At 53.5% G+C, this 19,610-nt stretch carries 3 protein-coding genes; all 3 read left to right on the top strand.

Features of this window, described 5'->3' with window-relative positions; translation table 11 throughout:
• Positions 1-21 precede the first annotated feature (21 nt).
• Genes ACFSX3_RS15645 through ACFSX3_RS15655 form a run of 3 tightly spaced genes read left to right on the top strand, consistent with a single transcriptional unit; the run spans position 22 to position 19,610 of the window.
• A complete protein-coding gene (locus tag ACFSX3_RS15645; RefSeq protein WP_209993114.1) occupies positions 22-7,089 on the top strand; it encodes a non-ribosomal peptide synthetase in 7,068 nt (2,355 codons plus the stop codon).
• A gap of 9 nt (positions 7,090-7,098) precedes the next feature.
• The gene (gene fabD / locus ACFSX3_RS15650) at positions 7,099-8,355 is read left to right on the top strand and encodes an ACP S-malonyltransferase (RefSeq protein WP_379256208.1); all 1,257 of its coding nucleotides are present in this window, start codon (positions 7,099-7,101) and stop codon (positions 8,353-8,355) included.
• A gap of 29 nt (positions 8,356-8,384) precedes the next feature.
• On the top strand, positions 8,385-19,610 hold the full coding sequence (locus ACFSX3_RS15655; RefSeq protein WP_209993118.1) for a non-ribosomal peptide synthetase: 11,226 nt from the start codon (positions 8,385-8,387) through the stop codon (positions 19,608-19,610).

A 19,610-nucleotide genomic window follows, 5' to 3' on the forward strand; every position in this document is an offset into this window, starting at 1 on the left:
TTCAGATGGAGGCCTGCGCCTATGGGAGAGAAGGCGACCTACGAGCTATCCCACGGACAAAAGCGGTTTTGGATTCAATCCCAGTTGAATCCGGGCAGTGGCGAGTTGAATCAGCCTATGGCTGTCAGAATCGGCCGTAGGATAAGCCCTGAATTGTTGCGGCAAGCCCTGAAGCAAATTGTTGAGCGTCATTTTGTGCTCCGTACCGTATTTTTGTCTGTAGACGGAGAGCCGCGGCAAATGGTGCTGGAGCATTTGGAAGTGAACCTGCCCGTTACCGATTATTCTGGCCTTGGAGCGGAAGCCGTGCAGGAGGCTGTCCATGCTGATCTGCTTGCCGATTCGGGAATGCTGTTTAATTTAACGGAGGGGCCGTTGTTCCGTGTACGGTTATATTATTTGGACGTTGAGGATACCATTTTCTATATTTGTTTGCACCATATCATTGAAGACGGATGGTCGATGGAAGTATTATTCCGTGAGCTGTTTACGATATATCAGTCCATAGAGCGAGGTGCTGACATCCGGTTGCCCGACCTGCCGATTCAGTATATTGATTACGCCAATTGGCAGAATCAATTATTGTCTTCAGGCAAACTTCGCAAGCAGAAGGAGTATTGGCAGAAGAAGCTGGGTGGGGGGCTGCCCAGTCTTCACCTGCCCATGGATTATGCCCGGCCGCAGGTCAGGAATGCAGCGGCGGGCATAGAGAAGGTTGTCATCGAATCTTCGGTATGCGAGGCTCTGAAGCTGATGAACCGGAGATACGGGACGACGATGTTCATGTCCATTGCCGCCTGCCTTCAGGTTCTTCTAGCAAGACTGTGCAACCAGGAAGATATTCTCATAGGGACTCCCATAGCCGGAAGAAATAATAGACATGTGAAGAATCTGATCGGATTCTTTGTTAATACATTGGTGCTGCGTAACCGCCTTCCTGTCGAGGGCCTATTCCCTGAATTGCTGCAACAGATGAAGCAGACCTGCATTGAGGCATTTGAGCATCAGGATTACCCCTTTGACGAGCTGCTGCAGTTGCTTGAAGCGCCGCGCAGTCTGAATAGGGCACCGCTCTTTGATGTTCTCCTTAATTTTGCTTCTGATTACAGTTCGGAGGAGAATTTAAGTGAACTCCGGTTTAATAAAGTGATGATCGGAGAGGGTGCGGAGCATAATGAATTCGATTTGACGGTTATCGTGGAGACGGTCGATGACCGGATGATTCTTTCCTTATGCTATGGAACCGATTTGTTCTGCCCGGCTTCTGTCCGGCGGATCGGAGACAATCTCCGGCGGATCATTGCCGGGGTTGCAGACAATGCTGAGCAGCGGATATGGGAAATTGGTTACTTATCCGATGAGGAGCAAAGTGTACTCCAAGCGGTAAATGATACCCGGCGGATGTATCCGCAAGAGGAGACGATTCCGTCTCTATTCGCTCGTCAAGCCGCGTGTACGCCTGACTCTATTGCAATTGAGCATCAAGGTAAGACCATAACGTATTCGGATCTGCATAAAGAGTCTAATCGGATCGGTCATTTATTAAGACAATGCGGAGTCGTGCCGAATGAACCAGTTGCTGTGTTAGCGGATCGTGGAAGCGATCTGCTTGGTGCTGTGCTGGGTGTGCTTAAGGCAGGCGGAGCATATGTGCCTGTTGATCCTGAGTACCCGGAGCTGCGCATCCGGTATTTATTGCATGACAGCGCCTGCCGCGTGCTGATTACCGAGCCGCGCTACCTTGGACAATTGTCCGCCTATTTGCCGGACAGCGTCGATATTGTTGTCTGTCTGGAAGGAGAGCAGCCTTCCGGACTATCCGCCGGCTCAGCAGTATGGACGGATAGTCCTGCAGAGCCGGTCATTGCGGGGCTGCCGGACAAGCTTCAGATCATCCGCAGCAACGCCGGCTATCCGGCAACAGATTTGCCTGCAATTGCCGGAGCTAGGGATTTGGCGTACATCATCTATACCTCCGGGTCTACCGGACATCCGAAGGGCGTCATGATCTCCCACAAGGCTGTGCTTAACACACTCCTCTGGCTGCAGGATACATATACACTTAGCCCGGAAGATGTAGTTGCACAGAAGACGTCGGCCAGCTTTACCGATTCGGTCTGGGAGTTTTTTTGGCCCCTGCTGGCTGGAGCGAAATTGACTGTTATACCCGGAGAAACGGTGAAGGACCCGGTTAAGTTGTACCACTGCTTGAAGGAGGGGAGGATCAGTGTTACGCAATTTGTTCCCGGTCAAATGGCGCTGTTTCTCTCTGCCGCCTGTCAGATCGGGGATACGAACCCCTTAAATGCTCTGAAATGGGTGTTCAACGGAGGCGAAGCACTGCCCGCTAATCTGGTGCGGGAATGGTATGGACGGTTCCATACGGCTAAGATTGCTAACATATATGGAATGACGGAATCCGCAATCTATGCCACGAATTACTTGATTACGGATAAGCCAGGCCAGCATCAATTGAGAATTCCCCTAGGCCAGCCGATTGCTAATACTCATGTTTATGTGCTGGATGCAGCAGGTCAGCCAGCCGGCTTCCAGGTTCCTGGAGAAATCTGTATCGGCAGTATCGGGTTGGCCAGCGGGTACTGGAATAAGCCGGAACTGACTGCGCAAGCCTTCACAACCTATCCTCTGACAGGAGAACGGCTGTACCGGACAGGAGACCTTGGATGGTTAAGAACAGACGGGATGTTAGAGTACCTGGGCAGAAGGGATGATCAGGTTCAGGTTCGCGGCTTCCGGGTGGAGTTGAAGGAAGTGGAACGGGCCGTTACCCATTGTCCCGGTGTGGCGGAAGCGGCAGTTGTAGCCCGCGAAGAGCAATCCGGCACGAAGGCGCTTGTCTGCTACTATACCGCCACTACGCCAGGTCTGGAATCCCCTGAACTGCGTGAGTACCTGAAGAAACAGCTTCCTGAATATATGGTGCCGTCCCTGCTATTGGAGCTGCAGGCCATGCCGCTGACTTCCCACGGCAAAATCGACCGAAGAAATCTGCCGCTGCCCGAAGGCCGGATTCATCAGGCTAATGAATATGTTCCGCCCGTCGGGGAGGTTGAGGAAGCACTGGCAACCATTTGGCAGGAAGTGCTGCTTACTAGACAAGTAGGCGTATTGGACCCGTTCTTCGAGCTTGGCGGCCATTCGCTCAAACTGGCCAAGACTATGTATCTGATACAGGAGCAGTTCCATACAGAAGTGACCTTCAGGGAATTGTTCGAGCATCAGACCATTCGGGCGCAGGCACTTCTGATTAAAAGCAAATCCCGTCAACAGGATACTCCCATTGAGCTTTTGGAGGATCAGGATTATTATGCAGTATCCTCCGCACAAAGACGGCTCTATGTTCTGGAGCAGCTCGAGCAGGACAGCCTCAGCAACCATGTGTTCTCGGCATGGCGCTTCTCAGGTAATGTTGAGCGCGAACAGATTGAAGCAGTCTTCAGGCTGTTGATACAGCGGCATGAGGTACTCCGGACAGGGTTTGCCCTGCTGGAAGATGATGTGTACCAGCACATTTACGGGGAGATTGATTGGCAGTTGGAAGCCGGTGAAGCGGGCGGGGAGGATATGACAGTAATTGTCCGCCAGTTTCTGCGGCCGTTTAACTTGAAGCATCCGCCATTGTTCAGAGCGAAATGGATTACCCTGGAAGAGGAAGGGTTCGTACTTCTGCTGGATTTTCACCATATTGTGTATGATGGCACTTCAGCTGTAATTCTGCTGGATGAGTTCACGGAACTGCTGGCAGGCCGTTCTCTCGAAGGACAGCGGGTGCAGTATAAAGAGTTCGCCGCCTGGCAGAATATCCGTCTGAACGAACCGGCATACCAGGAACATGAGCGTTATTGGCTGGGACAATTCGACGAGAAGCTGACCGGCAAAGAAATTCCGCTGTTAAGTCTTCCGGCGGATTACAGCCGGCCGAAGCATAAGAGCTATAAAGGAGGAACGCTCCGCTTCATTATGCCGTTGCCAGTCTTAAACGGACTTCGCACCATAAGCAATGGTCAAGAGGCTACCTTATTTATGGGGCTTCTGGCGGTGTTCAGCGTGTGGCTCAGCCGCTACAGCGGCCAACATGACATCATCGTCGGTACACCGGTTGCAGGCAGGCCCAATGCTCAAACCGGAAAGATGATCGGAACGTTCGTTAATACATTGGCGCTCCGCAGTCATCCGCTGCCGGAGTTGACCTTCAGACAATACCTTGATGAATTGAAACAGGTTAGCCTGGAGGCCCTTGAGCATCAGGATTATCCATTTGACCATTTGGTCAACCGCTTGAATCTGGAACGTGACATCAGCCGGAATCCGCTGTTCGATGTCATGCTCAGGCTGCAGAATTTCACGGAGGGTGAAAGAGTGATACCAGGAATACAGGTGGAGCCACTACCTCTCGATAACCCTTATGTTCCGTTAGATTTGGTTCTGACAGCAACAGAGATGCCGGATGGGCTGCACTGTATATGGGAATATTGCACTGAATTGTTTACTGAGCAGTCGGCGGAGCAAATGGCTCGTCACTTGATCCAACTCGCGGGGAATCTTGCGATGCAGCCGGATAGACCACTCTGCCTGGCCAAAATGTTAACCCCTGCGGAAGAATACAACATTCTAGAAGTAAGAAGCGGTCCGGAGGTGAAGCTTGCCGAAGGATTTTTAGTTCACCAGATGTTCGAGGAACAAGCGGCGAGAAGGCCTGAGGCGGCGGCAGTGGCTTGCGGAGGTACCGTACTCAGCTACGGCCAGCTCGATCTTCTCTCCAATCGGCTGGCCCGGACACTTAGGAAGACAGGCGTAAAGCCGAATATGGTAGTCGGTATTTTAGTGAGCCGTTCGGTAGAGCTGATAATGGCAATTCTGGCTGTGTTGAAGGCTGGAGCTGGTTATGTTCCTCTAGACCCCGGTTATCCTGCTGCACGGGTTGAATATATGCTGAAAGCCGGACAGGCGGATATTCTTTTGACAAACGAGGGGCTGCTGGATGCTGGTGCTTATTCTGGAGTTCAGATCTGGATGGAACATGACGAGGAGTGGGATAACGATTCCAGCCCGCTGCTTCCGCTGCAGACACTTCAGGACATGGCCTATATGATCTTCACCTCCGGTTCTACCGGTAATCCCAAGGGTGTTGTCGTTCCCCAAGAAGCGGTCGTGAATTTCATATACGGATTAACAGGCCGAATACCCTTTAGCGAAGGGAAAACGATGTTCTCTGTAACGACTGCAGCCTTCGACATCTTTCTAATGGAGACGCTGCTTCCTTTAACGCAGGGGATGCGTGTAGTGCTCGCCACGGAGGAAGAACAGCATTCAGCCGATGCGCTTCTCAACAGAGTGTGGGATGCCGGAGCTGAATTTCTTCAGACGACGCCGTCCAGACTGCGGCTGCTGCTGATGCACCCCAAGGCAGAAGAAAGGTTGCAGCGCCTGCAGGTTCTGCTGGTAGGAGGCGAACAGTTTCCAGAATCGTTGCTGAGCCAAGCCCGGGTTTTGACGAACAGCAGGATCTACAATTTGTACGGTCCGACGGAAACTACGGTGTGGTCAACGGTCCAGGAGTTAACAGAGCATAAGCCGGTGACAATCGGTACCCCGATCGCCAATACCCGGGTGTATGTCCTGGATGATCATATGCAGCCGCAACCCGATAGGGTGACCGGACAGCTATGGATCGGCGGAAAAGGAGTGGCGACCGGCTACCACCGTAGTCCAGAGCTGACTTCCCGGAAATTCGCCAGGAATCCATTCCGGCCGCAGGAGCGGATCTTCTGTACTGGAGATTTGGCCAGATGGCGGCCGGACGGTGAGCTTGAAGTGCTCGGCAGAGAAGACCATCAGATCAAAATCCGCGGCTATCGGGTTGAGCTTGAAGAGATCGAACATCAGCTTCAGACCCATAGTGCAATACGTGAAGCGGTAGTAGTGGCACGCGGGGAGCAGGAGACTGCCGAGCTGTGCGCTTATTATGTTGGTGAATCAGAACTGACGGTAAGAGCACTTCGTGCCCACCTGGAAGGGCTTCTCCCTGCTTATATGCTTCCGTCAGAATTCATTGTAGTTGAAGCCTTACCATTGACGCCGAACGGGAAAATCGACCGCAAGCGCCTGCCGCAGCTTGAATCCCGCCGACTGGAACCCGGGGACGGCTATGCCGCCCCGGTCTCCGGCACCGAGCAGGAAATTGTACTTTTATGGGAGGGGCTGCTGAAGCGGGAAGGAATTGGGCGCAACGACAATTTTTTTGAACTAGGAGGGAGCTCGATTCTCCTGATCCAGCTCCATATGCGCCTGCAGGAGGCTTTTTCCCCGCATCTTACCATCATGGATTGCATGGCCCATCCTACAGTAGCCGGATTGTCGGCATTCCTTGAACAAGAAATGCCCGAAAGCCTGGTCCGTACAGAGGAGGACAAGGAACAATACCGCAAACAGGAGGCCTATTGGCTAGAGCTGCTGGCTGCTCCGCTGCCATTTATTCCGTTTACACGGGATATGGATGCAGGCAGCCGGAACGAACCGCAGCGCTCAATTGCTGGTACCCTTCCTGAGCATGTGTACCTCACGCTGCTGCGTGCTTTGGAAGAACAGCCCTTTGATTTAACTGATCTGCTGCTAGCCTCCTTTTTCTATGTACTGCATCTGCAGACGGGCAGCACAGAGCTGATTGCGGAGGCAGGCGGGGCAGGAATATGGCCAGCCCGAACCGGCGTAAGAAAGGCTCAAAGCTTTCCGGTGCGCACAAGCCTGCCGGAGAGCAATGATCTGGGCGCTCTGACACTGGCCATTGCACATCAACGGCAGCAGGCGGCGGATACGGATAGATATCCTATTCCCCGCTTGCCTGTGCTTGCCAATCAAATAGGTACAGAGCCCTTACATCTGGGCATCCGGGTGAATGATACAACTTCCAGAGCCTATTCTGATTACGATCTGCTCCTCCATCTGGAAATCCGGTCGGGCACAGTATCCTTTTTCTGCGAGAGCAGGAAGCGCAGGCTGAATAAAATATGGATGGAGCGGACCATGAACGGCTATATCAATTTACTGCATAAGATTGCGGGTCAATGACTAAGGAGGATGGTTGCTTTGAGTAAATTAGGTTTGTTGTTCCCGGGACAAGGCTCTCAATATACGGGGATGGGAAAAGATTTATATGATAACTTTCAAACGGCGCGGGATACCTTTGATGAGGCTTGTGACGTTCTCAGCTTCGACCTGAAGGCGCTTTGCTTCGAAGGGGATATAGAACAGTTGTCCCGTACCTCTAACGCCCAGCCCGCCATTCTGACGGCTAGTGTAGCTGCATTCCGGGTATTAATGCAGGAGATAAAGCCTGCGCCGGCCTACGCTGCGGGACATAGTCTGGGCGAGTTCACCGCGCTGGCCTGCAGTGGGGCGCTGTCTTTTGCCGATGCCGTTTCCTTGGTTCGCTGCAGAGGGAAGCTTATGGAAGAGGCGGCCGGCTCTGAGAGCGGGGGAATGCTGGCCGTCACAGGGTTGTCCGAAGAGATTCTGGCTGATATTTGTGTAAGGACGTCGTCCATTCAGTCTTATGTATCTATTGCAAACTATAATTCCGCCGAACAGATCGTCATCTCCGGACATACGGCCGCCCTGGATAAAGCTAAGGATGAAATTGAGAAGCTGGGTGCCGGAACCATCCCCTTGAAGGTCAGTGCCCCTTTTCACACCGCGGTAATGGCCAAGGCTTCGGAGGCGTTCGGGCAGGAATTAAGAGGCTATGCCTACGGTAGGTTCAAATGGCCGGTTATAGCTAATCTTTCAGGTACACCTTATGCGGATAGACGCTTTATCGTGCCTAATCTGACGCAGCAAATGGCACGCCCGGTTCAATGGTATAAGAGTATGCAGTATCTGTTAAATCAGGATGTTAGCAGCTTTATCGAAGTGGGTCCCCGGACTGTGCTGATGAAGCTGATCAAGACGATATCCGGCAGCAGCCGTGCATTCTCAATGGAGCATGTCTCCCATCTGCAGGAGCTTCGCAAGGCGGGAATGGAGGCGGGACCTGACGGCCTGGGGCTGATCGTTGCCTGTATTGCCGCAGCAGTAACTACGCAGAACCGCAATTGGGACAATGGACAGTATGAGCAAGGCGTAATTGTGCCTTATCGGCGGATTCAGGAATTGCGGGAACGGCTGGAAAAGACCGGCTCCGAGCCTTCATTGGAGGAAATGCAATTTGCATTGACCATGCTAAAGTCCATTCTTAACACTAAATTCACTCCGCTTGAGGAACAGGAAGAACGGTTTGAGCGGATGCTCTATGCCACCAATACCCAAGATTTATTTCCGGCGTTTCAGGTCAGTTAACTTCATTATTGGGAAAGGAGGAGGATACTGTGTCCAATTTGCAGTTGAATCTAGCAGATTTGAAACTAAGTGAATCCGATTTCGCAGGCAGCGGCCCGAACCGGCCGCAGCAACTCCGCGACGAGGACATTGCCGTTATCGGCATCGCCTGTAAAATCGCCGGAAGCGGCGATGCCGGACAGTTCTGGGAGAGTCTGAGGGAAGGGAAAGATGCCATCCGTCCGTTCCCGGCTTCCAGAAAAAAGAATCTGCAGGAGCTATATCGTGCGGGTTATTTAGACGACACCACTACGATGTTCGACGGCGGCTATCTCGACGAAGTCGATGTCTTCGATTATTCCTTTTTCCATTTATCTCCGAAAGAGGCGAATCTGATGGACCCAAACCAGCGGATGTTTCTTCAGACGGCCTGGACGGCGATTGAAGATGCGGGTTATGGAGGAGGGCGTCTGGCGGGCAGTAGCACCGGTGTATACGTCGGCTTCGGAAGCGATATGGGTGAAGAGTACAAACGGCTGATCGCTGAATTGTCACCTGCTTCGCTTAACGCCTCAATTCCCGGAAATATTCATTCGATGATTGCCAGCCGGATTGCTTATCTGCTGGATTTGAAGGGACCAAGCATGCTGGTGGATACGGCATGTTCTTCTTCTCTTGTGGCCGTTCATCTCGCCTGCCGCGCCCTGCGGCAAGGAGAATGTGACTTCGCCCTCGCGGGCGGAATCAAGCTCTCGCTTCTGCCGGTAAAGCAGGGAAGTGGCGGCGGCTTGGGGGTAGGCTCTTCGGATGACCGCACACGAACCTTTGATGAACATTCCGACGGCACCGGAGGCGGCGAAGGCGTTGTTGCCATCCTGCTGAAGCCGCTGAAGCAGGCGGTACGGGACCGTGACCATATCTATGCGTTGGTTAAAGGCAGCGCCGTTAACAATGACGGCACCTCTGCAGGGATTACATCGCCCAATTCTCTGGCCCAGGAGGATGTTCTGGCCAGAGCCTGGGCGGATGCGGGAATTCATCCGGAGCGTCTTGAATATATCGAGGCGCACGGGACCGGTACGAAGCTGGGTGATCCCGTTGAAATCGAAGGCCTACGCAACGCCTTCGGGAGGTATACGAGCCGGAAGCAGTTCTGCGGGATTGGCTCGCTCAAAACCAATGTCGGCCACTTGGATCACTGCGCGGGAATTGCCGGCTTCCTTAAAGCGGTGCTGAGTCTGAAGCATAGTGAGCTTCCGGCCAGCCTGCATTTTACTGCGCCCAATGCCCGGATTTCATTTCCGGATTCGCCGGTATACGTCAATGAGAGACTGCGTGTATGGGAGTCCGGGGGGGGACCCCGCTTGTGCGGAGTCAGTTCATTCGGCTTGAGCGGTACCAACTGTCATGTTGTCCTTGAAGAGGCACCACATGCTGCGGATACAGTGTTAAATGCCGCGGAGCCGGATGATACGGGGGAGCTCGCGCTGTTTAGCCTGTCAGCCAGAAGCGAAGCAGCACTCTCGGCTTATCTGGGGGCCTACCAGAGCTATCTGCATGAGGAGAACCGCTACACCCTGCGGGATCTCTGTTATACCGCTAATACAGGCCGGGGACATTATGCCTGCCGAGCAGCCGTGCTGTGCAGCAGCCGGGAAGAGCTTGGACAAAAGCTGGCGCAGCTTCAGGAAAGCCTGCACAGCGGCGGAATGCCCACTGGCGAGATAGCTCCGGGCGTATTTTATGGCTGTCACCGGATGATTTCTTCCCGCAAGGAAAAAGAAGCCGGCGATTTGACCGTGGATGAGCAGCGGGAGCTTAGCCGAAAGAGCGAAGCGGTGTTGCTGCAGCAGATGGAATATGAACAGAAATTAATGCAGGCCAGCCGCTTGTATGTTGCCGGGGCGGATATCGCCTGGGAAAGACTGCATGAGAACGAAGCCTGCTTCAGGGTACCTGCACCGGTATATCCGTTCGAACGGCACCACTGTTGGGTCGTTCCCGCTGAGGCAGCGGCTGCAGGCAAGAACGTAAAGTCTGCTCAAGCTGCTTCTTTGCATCCGTTGCTTGATCAATGCCTGGCTGAAACGGAGAACCAGGCGATTTTTGTCACCAGCTTCTCGGTTGAGCGGCACTGGGTACTCAGCGAGCATGTAGTCGCCGGCCGTTCCATTGTTCCGGGGACGGCATATCTGGAGATGGTGCAGGCAGCTTTGCAGGCGTGCGGCCATTCAGGGGAAGCTCTTGAACTCCGGGACATTCTCTTCGTGTCTCCGCTAATTGTGGAACCGGACGAAATACGAGAAGTCCAGACGGTTCTCCGCTGGGAAGAGGAGGAGGTTGAATTCGCGGTGCTCAGCCGCGGAGAGCCTGCCGGTCTGGAGGAGGAACGGGGCTGGGTCAGGCATGCCCAAGGTAAAGCTTCTTTTGGACCGGATGGCGGCCGCACGGTTGATTTGGCTAAGCTCCGGTCTCAATGCCAGGTGCAGGAGATAGCCGTTGCAGAAAACACTGAAGACACAGCCGGCGCCTTCGACTTTGGACCGCGCTGGAACTCTTTGCGGAAGATTGAAGCGGGAGAAGACCGGGTGTTGGCGGAATTATCGCTGAGCCATCCGTTCCATGCAGATCTGGAGCAATACAGACTGCATCCTGCACTGCTGGATGCTGCGGTGGGAGTGACTAGTCAAAGCCTGGGAACCGGGTTGTTCCTGCCCCTTACATATCGTAGATTACGGATCTACGATTCCCTTCCGGAACACTTTTACAGCTATGCCGTCAAGAAACAGGAGGCCAAGGAAAACGGAGAATTGTTAACCGTCGATGTGCTGATTCTGGATGATCAAGGAAGAGTGCTGCTCGAAATTGAGGATTACACCGTTAAAAGGGTTCGTGCCGGAGAGGTTCAAGCGGGTCTTTCAGCAGAAGAACGGCTCTACCATCGAATTGCCTGGATCAGCGTGGAGGGGTCTTCAGGGGCAGCGAAACCTTCGTCACCCGCTCAGCTATGGCCACAGGAGCAAGCTATTATCATGTTCACAGACAATAGCCCGTTGGCCCAATCAATGGCCCGTAGTCTCCGCGGGGAGAACCGGCGAGTGATTGAAGTCAAGCGTGGCAGGCGATTCGCCCGCCTGGATAGCGACACCTATATTTGCGGCGGAAGCAAAGGGGAGTTTGCCCGGCTTTTTGAAGAAGAGGAGTGTATGCATTCCGGACTCCTCCTCTATCTATGGGGAGCGGACCCCTGTGTGTCCGATGAATCGCTGCTGTTAACCTTTTTGCATCTGGCTCAGGCGGTGACCGGCAAACTGAATTCAAGCCTGGTTGTTGTTGCCAGATCCGCCTATGAGGTAACTGGAACGGAAATGTTGATTATGCCGGAGCATGCGGCATTGTACGGGTTGGCTAAGGTTATAGGGCAGGAAGATGCCGGACTGAACTGCCGCTGCATTGATGTGGACGAGATGACGGAGCCGGAGGAAGTGCTCGCAGCTATGGCCATGGTCGACAGACCGTATCTGCTGGCGCTTCGGGACGGAAAAGGGTATGCCGAAGAACTGCAATGGGCAGATCCCGGCGAATCTGTAGATACAGAGCTCATCGTCAGGGACGGGGGAGTATACGTCATCACCGGGGGCACCGGAGGACTGGCGCTCGAGGTTGGAAAGTGGCTGGCCTCCCGGACCGGGGTACATCTGGCTTTTATCGCCCAGACCGCATTACCGCCCAAGGAAGCATGGGCAACTGCCGCTGCCGCAGATACAGCACCACGTGCATTCAGAAGCATTAAGGCCTTTCTGGCCATGGAAGCCAACGGGGCTGTTGTTGATTATATACAGGCTGATATTTCAGATGAGGAAAGCATGAACCGTATCTTCACGAATTTGCGGTATCAGGGGGGAGGCATACATGGTGTTATCCATGCGGCCGGCAAGGCCGGTGCAGGTGTCTTTGCCCTGAAGGAGGATGAGGGATTCTGCAAGCTTCTACTGCCTAAAATACAAGGAACACGTATTCTGGACAAGCTAACCGAGCAGGATAATCTGGATTTTCTGATGTTATTTTCTTCGGTCTCTTCCGTATTTGGAGGGCCTGGGCAATCGGACTATACGGCAGCAAATGCCTTTATGGACGCTTATGCAGAGCTTCGTAACCGTTCAGGCAAGAAAACCATTGCTATAGAGTGGGCTTCCTGGAGTGAGACAGGAATGGCTGTTGACTATAATCTGGATCTGAGCTCTACATGGTTTAAGGGCCTGCGGACAGGTGAAGCGCTGGATGCCCTTGAGGAAATCCTGAAGCATCCGGCGCCGCGGATGATGGTCGGCAGGCTGAATTATGCCCTGGCGGCCAGGCTTGAAGCTGCCATGCCAACAGGTCTGTCAGCTGAGATTCGCAGCGCCTTGGGACGGTACCGCTATCGCCGGTCCGGACAGAAGACGGGCATCATGCAGCGCCGTAGCTTCAGCATCCGGGGCAGGGAATCGGGGACATACAGCGATTCGGAGCGGACGATTGCCGGCATTTGGGCCGAGGTGCTGGGACATGAGCAGGTGAATCTTTATGATAATTTTTATGATTTGGGCGGGGATTCACTGTTGGCTGGCAAAATAATCGCCATGATGAATAATACCTTAGACAAGAAGACAGAGATCAGTGATTTGTTCCGGTACTTGACGGTTGAAGAGCTGGCGGAATACGTGGATGAAGGCGCGGCTGACTGGAGCAGACCGATTACCGGGGCAGGCCTGCCGCAGACGTGGAGGCCAGCACAAGAGGCTGTGCTGGGGCCTGCAGGCGTCCGTGAATATTATCCTGCTACGTCTGCACAGCGGCAATTTTTCCTGATCCGGCAAATGGCCGGAGAGAGCACACTGAACAATCTGTGCAGCGTGATGATTCTGAGCGGTCCCCTTCAAGTAGAGCGGCTGGAGAATGCCCTGCAGCGGGTCATCCAGCGTCAAAGTTCGCTGCGAACCTCCTTTGAACTACAGGGGGAGGAACTGGTCCAGAAGGTGACGAATGAAGTAGAATTTGAGCTCGGGTTCGCGGATGCCGATAACCGTGAATACAAGGATTATATAAGCGAATTTGTCCGGCCGTTTGACTTAGGCGTTGCCCCTCTGTTCAGGGCCAGGCTGGTCAAGATATCCGCCGAACGGCATCTCTTTATGCTTGATGTGGATCATATTATTGCGGATGGCGCATCGATTGGGATATTGCTGAGTGACATCATTCAACTGTACTCCGGTCAAGATCTTCCGGGGCTCCCGGTCCAGTATACCGATTATGCGTTTTGGTTAAATGAACGTCTTCAAGGAGCGGAACTGAACCGTCAAGAGCAATACTGGCTTAATCAGTTTCGTACTGAATGGCCTGTACTGGAGCTTCCGACGGATTCGCCAAGACCGACTGAAATGAATTTTGCGGGTGATGTCTACAATCTGGAGCTGGGAGAAGAAGTGACGGCCAAAATTAAGAATGCAGCCTCCAGGAGCGGAGTAACGCTGTTTATGCTTCTGTTTGCCGCTTATGCGGTGCTCTTGTCCAAATATGCCAACAAGGAAGAACTCGTGATCGGCACGCCCAGCGCCGGCCGGGAACAGAAAGAGACCGAACGGCTGATCGGCCTCTTCATTAATACGCTTGCGCTCCGTAGCACGCCCTCTTGCGACAAGAGGTTTGAAGATTATCTTCAGGAGGTCAAGACGCTTGCCCTTGAGGCTTATGAGCATGCGGATTATCCTCATGGAATGCTGCTGCAACAGCTTCATCTGGAGCGGGATTCCAGCCGGAACCTGCTGTTCGATGTTCAATTCATCTCCCAGAATTTCACCGGAGAGGCACTGAGCGCAGACCAGTTGCAATTTGAGCCTTTGGAAGCGAAGGTTGAAGCGGTCCATGTCGATTTGACATTGATTTGGTTCGAACGGGCCGGCCGGCTCTGTTTTCGCTTCGAGTATGCCACACAGTTGTTCACGGAGAGCACGATTGCCCGCTTAGGCAGTTATTTCGAGCATCTTCTGGGTGAGATTATTTCCGATCCTTCCAGACCGATCGGCCAAATCTCCCTGGTATCCGGGAAGCAGCAGGAACAACTCATAACCGAATACAGCGGCGCCCCGATCCCCGTGCCGCAGCACTTGCTGATCCATCAGTTGTTCGAGCAGCAGGCCGCGGCTGTTCCGGGAAATATAGCTGTCATATGCGGTGGACGCAGCTTCACTTACAAGGAATTGAATGAACGGGCCAATCATCTGGCCTGCGCATTGGGGAAGTTCGGCCTGTCGCCAGACGACAGGGTCGGCCTCCTCGTTGAGCGTACCGTGGACCGGATTGCTTCCATGCTGGCTGTGATGAAGGCAGGCGCGGCATACGTGCCTATGGAGCCCGGATATCCACAAGAGCGTCTGGCATTCATCATCCAAGACAGCGGCATGTCCTTGCTGATGGCTTCATCCAATCTGTCAGGAATCGTCGCGTACAAGGGGCCGGTAATTGATATTACCGACGAAACCTTGTATACGGGGGAAGCATCGCAACCGGGGTGTCATACTGCACCGCATAATCTGGCCTATATTCTGTATACATCAGGTTCTACAGGTAAGCCGAAAGGGGTGATGGTGGAGCATCGGAATGTCGTTCATTATATATCGTCTTTCCGTCATGAATTCTCGCTTTCCGGCAGCGATGTCATCCTGCAGCAGGCCTCCTATGCCTTCGATGTCTCCGTAGAGGAGATTTTTCCGGTTCTGGCAGCCGGAGGCCGGATTGTTATCGTCCAGCAAGAGGAGCTGCTCGATATTCTGCGGCTTCAGACGCTCATCAGGGAGCATCGGGTTACGCTGCTAAGCACGTCGCCCTTTGTGTTGAACGAGCTTAACCAGTTGCCGACGCTTGAATCCGTCCGCGTCTTCATCAGTGGAGGCGATGTGCTGAAGGGGGACTACGTCTCAAGCCTGGTCCGGTATGCTCAGGTGTACAACACCTATGGACCGACAGAGGCCACGGTCTGCGCGGCGTATTACAGGGTAGAGGCCGTACAGTCCCGGTCTCTGCCTATCGGCAGGCCTATCGCCAATACAGCAGTATATATTATGAATGCCTCCCTGGAGCTGCAACCTCCGGGCGTCCCTGGTGAAATCTGCATTGCCGGACGAGGAGTGGCCAGAGGTTACTTGAATCAGCCCGCTTTAACGAATCGGCAGTTTCTTCCCCACCCTTGGATACCGGGGGAACGCCTGTATAAGTCGGGAGATCTCGGCAGATATCTTCCAGGTGGCAATCTCCAGTTTCTGGGGCGGATGGATCAGCAGCTTAAAGTGCGCGGCTACCGGATTGAGCCCGGCGAGATCGAAGCGGCACTGCAGCAGCATCCCGCAATCACGGACAGTATTGTAACAGGCTACAGCGGGCCTTCCGGAACCCTTGAGCTTGCAGCTTATTACGTATCGGACAGAGAGATCCCGGCTCCCGAATGGAAAGCCTTCCTTAAGACCGTGCTTCCGGAATATATGCTTCCCGGCGTGTATATACGTATGCCTGCCCTTCCGTTGACGGAAAACGGCAAAGTGAACCGGAGGGAGCTCCCTTTGCCTGACAGCAGGAGTCCGGCAAGCCTACATCCAGTAGAACCTTCAACGCCAACCGAGCACCGGCTTGTCCAGCTGTGGTCCGAGACGCTGCAGAAGGAGGGAATCGGAACTTCGGATGATTTCTTCCTGCTGGGCGGGCAATCCCTGTTAGCCATGAAGCTGCTGCATTTGATTAATAAGGAATGGCAGGTTGAGATGGGCTTGCGGGATTTTTTCAGGGCCAGTACGGTAAAGGGTCAGGCTGCTTGGATTGAGAACACCGGCGGTTTAGCCGGAACTGAAGCTTCGGACCACCTCAATGGGGTGGTCACGCCGTTCAATCTGCGCGAAGGGCCACCGCTTCGTGTAAAGATCATCAAGACAGGCGCAGGACAGCATGTGCTGTATATGGATTTGCATCACATCATTACGGACGGGCTGTCTCAAAATATTATCATGAGCGAGTTTGCCGAGCTGTACGCGGGTAAAGAACTGCCCGAGCTGCCGCTCCAGTATAAAGATTATGCGAATTGGCAGCGCAGCCTGACGGGTGGAGAGCTGTACCGGGAGCAGGAACAATTCTGGCTCAGCCAATTTGAAGAGCCGATTCCAGAGCTGCGGCTGCCGCTCGACTCCCCCCGTCCCTTAAGACGCAAAGGCGAAGGTAGAGCCGTCAGTCTTCGTATTGGCTTTGACACCGCAAGCCGATTGAAACACTTTGCCATCGGACAGGACACAACCGTCTTTATGGTGTTGTTCGCCGTTTACAATATCCTGCTTGGCAACATAAGCCGTCAGGAAGACATTGTCGTTGGCGTACCCGTTTCAGGAAGAAGCCATGCCAGTCTTAATCCGATTGTTGGAATGTTCGTCAATACGCTTGCCATCCGCAATAGGCCGAAGAGCGGAATGATTGCGACTGATTTCGTCCGCGAGGTTAAGGAACACTTCCTGCTCGCATATACCCACCAGGACTATCCCTTTGAAGAGCTTGTCAGCAAGCTGAATGTTTCGGGGGAGGCAGACCGCAATCCGCTCTTTGATACAATGTTCTCGTTCGCCAACGAATCCATGGCCGCGGCCATTGAGCTACCCGGCGTAAGCATAGCCCCGTGCGAGACGGAGTATACGGGGGCGCAGTTCGATTTAACGGTGGCTGCCACCATGATGAAGGAGGATTTGGAGCTTCTTTTCCAATATGATACCGAACTGTTTAAAGCGGAGACGGTGCAAAGTCTTAGCCAGGATTTCCTGGCTGTCCTGGAAGCTGTACTCTACAAGCCAACGCTGACAATTGGTGAGATCCTTATGGATAAAGGCCAGGTGAATGAAATCGCTGTAGCTGCAGAAGCCGGAACTTCGGTTAAGGCAAGGGTAGAGCCCCCCTGTACAGCGGATTCTACAAGGATCTCTCCTTCTGCGGATGAACATGAACCTGCTGCAGTAATGGAATGGGACTGGAATAAGCCGGAGCTTCCCTTGGATAAACCTGTACACCTCTTATTTGAAGAGCAGGCAGAGGCAACGCCGGAGAATGTGGCCCTGATATATGCCGGACAATCAATGACCTACGAAGAACTGAACCGGAAATCTAATCTCGTGGCCCATACCTTGCTTGAACTTGGCATCGGCAGAGAACAAATCGTTGCTATTGTTATGAAACGTTCGTTCGAGGTCATGATCGGCATGCTGGGCATTCTGAAGGCGGGGGCGGCGTTTCTGCCGATTCATCATGAGGACCCGGCCGAACGCATTCAGTTGCTCCTGGCCGATACCGGAGCCGAACTGGTATTGACACACAGGAGCTGCCGGGGGGATTGGATGAATGAAAGGATTCGGGTGCTGGAAATCGACATCCTTTGTGAACAAGATCAGGACTGCGCAAATCCTGGACTGCAGATTGCGCCAGTTGATCTGGCATATATGATTACAACTTCGGGCTCTACGGGTAAGCCGAAGGGGGTACTCATTGAGCATGGAGCGTTCACAAGCCGGGTGGTGTGGGTGTGGAAGCATTTAGCTTTAAGCAGAACCGATACTCTATTGAGTAAAGGGTCGTACACATTCGATGCATCGCTGCTGGAGCTATTCGGCGGATTTGTATGCGGTGGCAAGCTGGTGCTATTGGAAGCGGGCTATGAGAAGGACGCCCGTCATATTATAGAAGCCATTGAAGAACACAAGGTAACGGCAACGTTCTTTCTGCCGACAGCCATGTCCATGTTCTTAGCAGGATTGTCGCCGGGTACGTCCGGCAGAGTGGCTTCCCTCCACTCTGTGATGGTTGGCGGAGAGCCATTGATGCAGGAGCAAGCCCGCGAATTCTTCGCCAAGGTGCCGGGCGCTTCGCTGATCAACCTCTATGGTCCAACCGAATCGTGTATTTTCGCCACTGCCTTTAGATGTTCTCCGTATGAGCTGGATAAGCGGATTCCGATCGGATATCCGGTAGGAAGCACACAGGCATATATTCTGGACGATGCACTCCGCATCGTGCCGGACGGCCAGACAGGCGAGCTATGCCTGTCCGGCCCGGAGCTGGCCAGAGGGTATTGGAACCGTGAAGAGCTAAATGCGGAGAAGTTTATCGCCAGTCCGTTTGCCGAGGGCGAGCGGTTGTACCGGACGGGTGACCTGGCACAGCGCTTGCCCGGCGGGGCGATTCTGTGTCTGGGGCGGACGGATAATATGGTCAAAATTAAGGGATACCGGATCGAGCCTGGGGAAATTGAGGATTATCTGTTGCAGCATCCGGCCGTCGGGCAGGCAGCGGTCATCGACTGTACAGACGATCAGGGATATAAATACCTTGCCGCTTATCTATTGACCCAAGGGAACTGTACCGTTAAGGCGCTGCGTACATTTCTGAAGCGTTATCTGCCGGAATACATGGTGCCGGCCAAGTTCTTCTCGCTGGAGCACGTACCGTTCACTTCCGGCGGCAAGCTAGACCGTAAAGCCATCCGCAGTATGGGGACAGAACTGCCCTCAGGACAAATATTTGTGGCTCCGTCGGGAGCCATCCAACTGGAACTAGCCTCACTGTGGACAGAACTGTTCCGGGGAGTCTCCATAGGAGCGGAAGACCATTTCTTTGAGCTTGGCGGTGATTCCCTGATGGCCTACAGATTGTCGTTCCAGATTCAACAACGTTTTGAAATAGAAATAAGGCTGCAGGATTTCTTCCGTTTTCCGATACTGCGAGGTATGGCGGAGTATCTGGCTGATCGAATGAACTCCGCTGAGCTTCCGGTACAAGGGCTGGCCGCTTTACAGTCGAATGCATTCTCGGCTCCGATCCCTAAAGCACCCGTAAACGTCTATTATCCGGCATCTTCAGCACAAATCCGGCTCTTCATTCTTCATGAATTGAACAGAGAGGACTTAAGCTATAATCTGCCCGGCGCTCTACTGCTGGGGGGAAGCCCGGATTGGAATAAGGTTGAGCGCACGTTGAACAGACTTATAAGGCGGCATGAGAGCTTGAGAACAAGCTTTCAGGTGATTGAAGGTGTCATTGTGCAGAACATTCACGATTCTCCTGCGTTATCCATTGAATACCTGGAGACCGGCGAGACGGATATCAGAAACATCCTGGCTGGGAATGCGCGGCTCCACAAAACGGATAAGACGGGCAAGAGCCATGCGCTGTCTTCGGTCAAAATTCAAAAAAGCGAGCGCAGAAGAAGGGGAGATTAA

Source organism: Paenibacillus rhizoplanae (assembly GCF_042684125.1).
GTDB lineage: Bacteria > Bacillota > Bacilli > Paenibacillales > Paenibacillaceae > Paenibacillus_AQ > Paenibacillus_AQ rhizoplanae.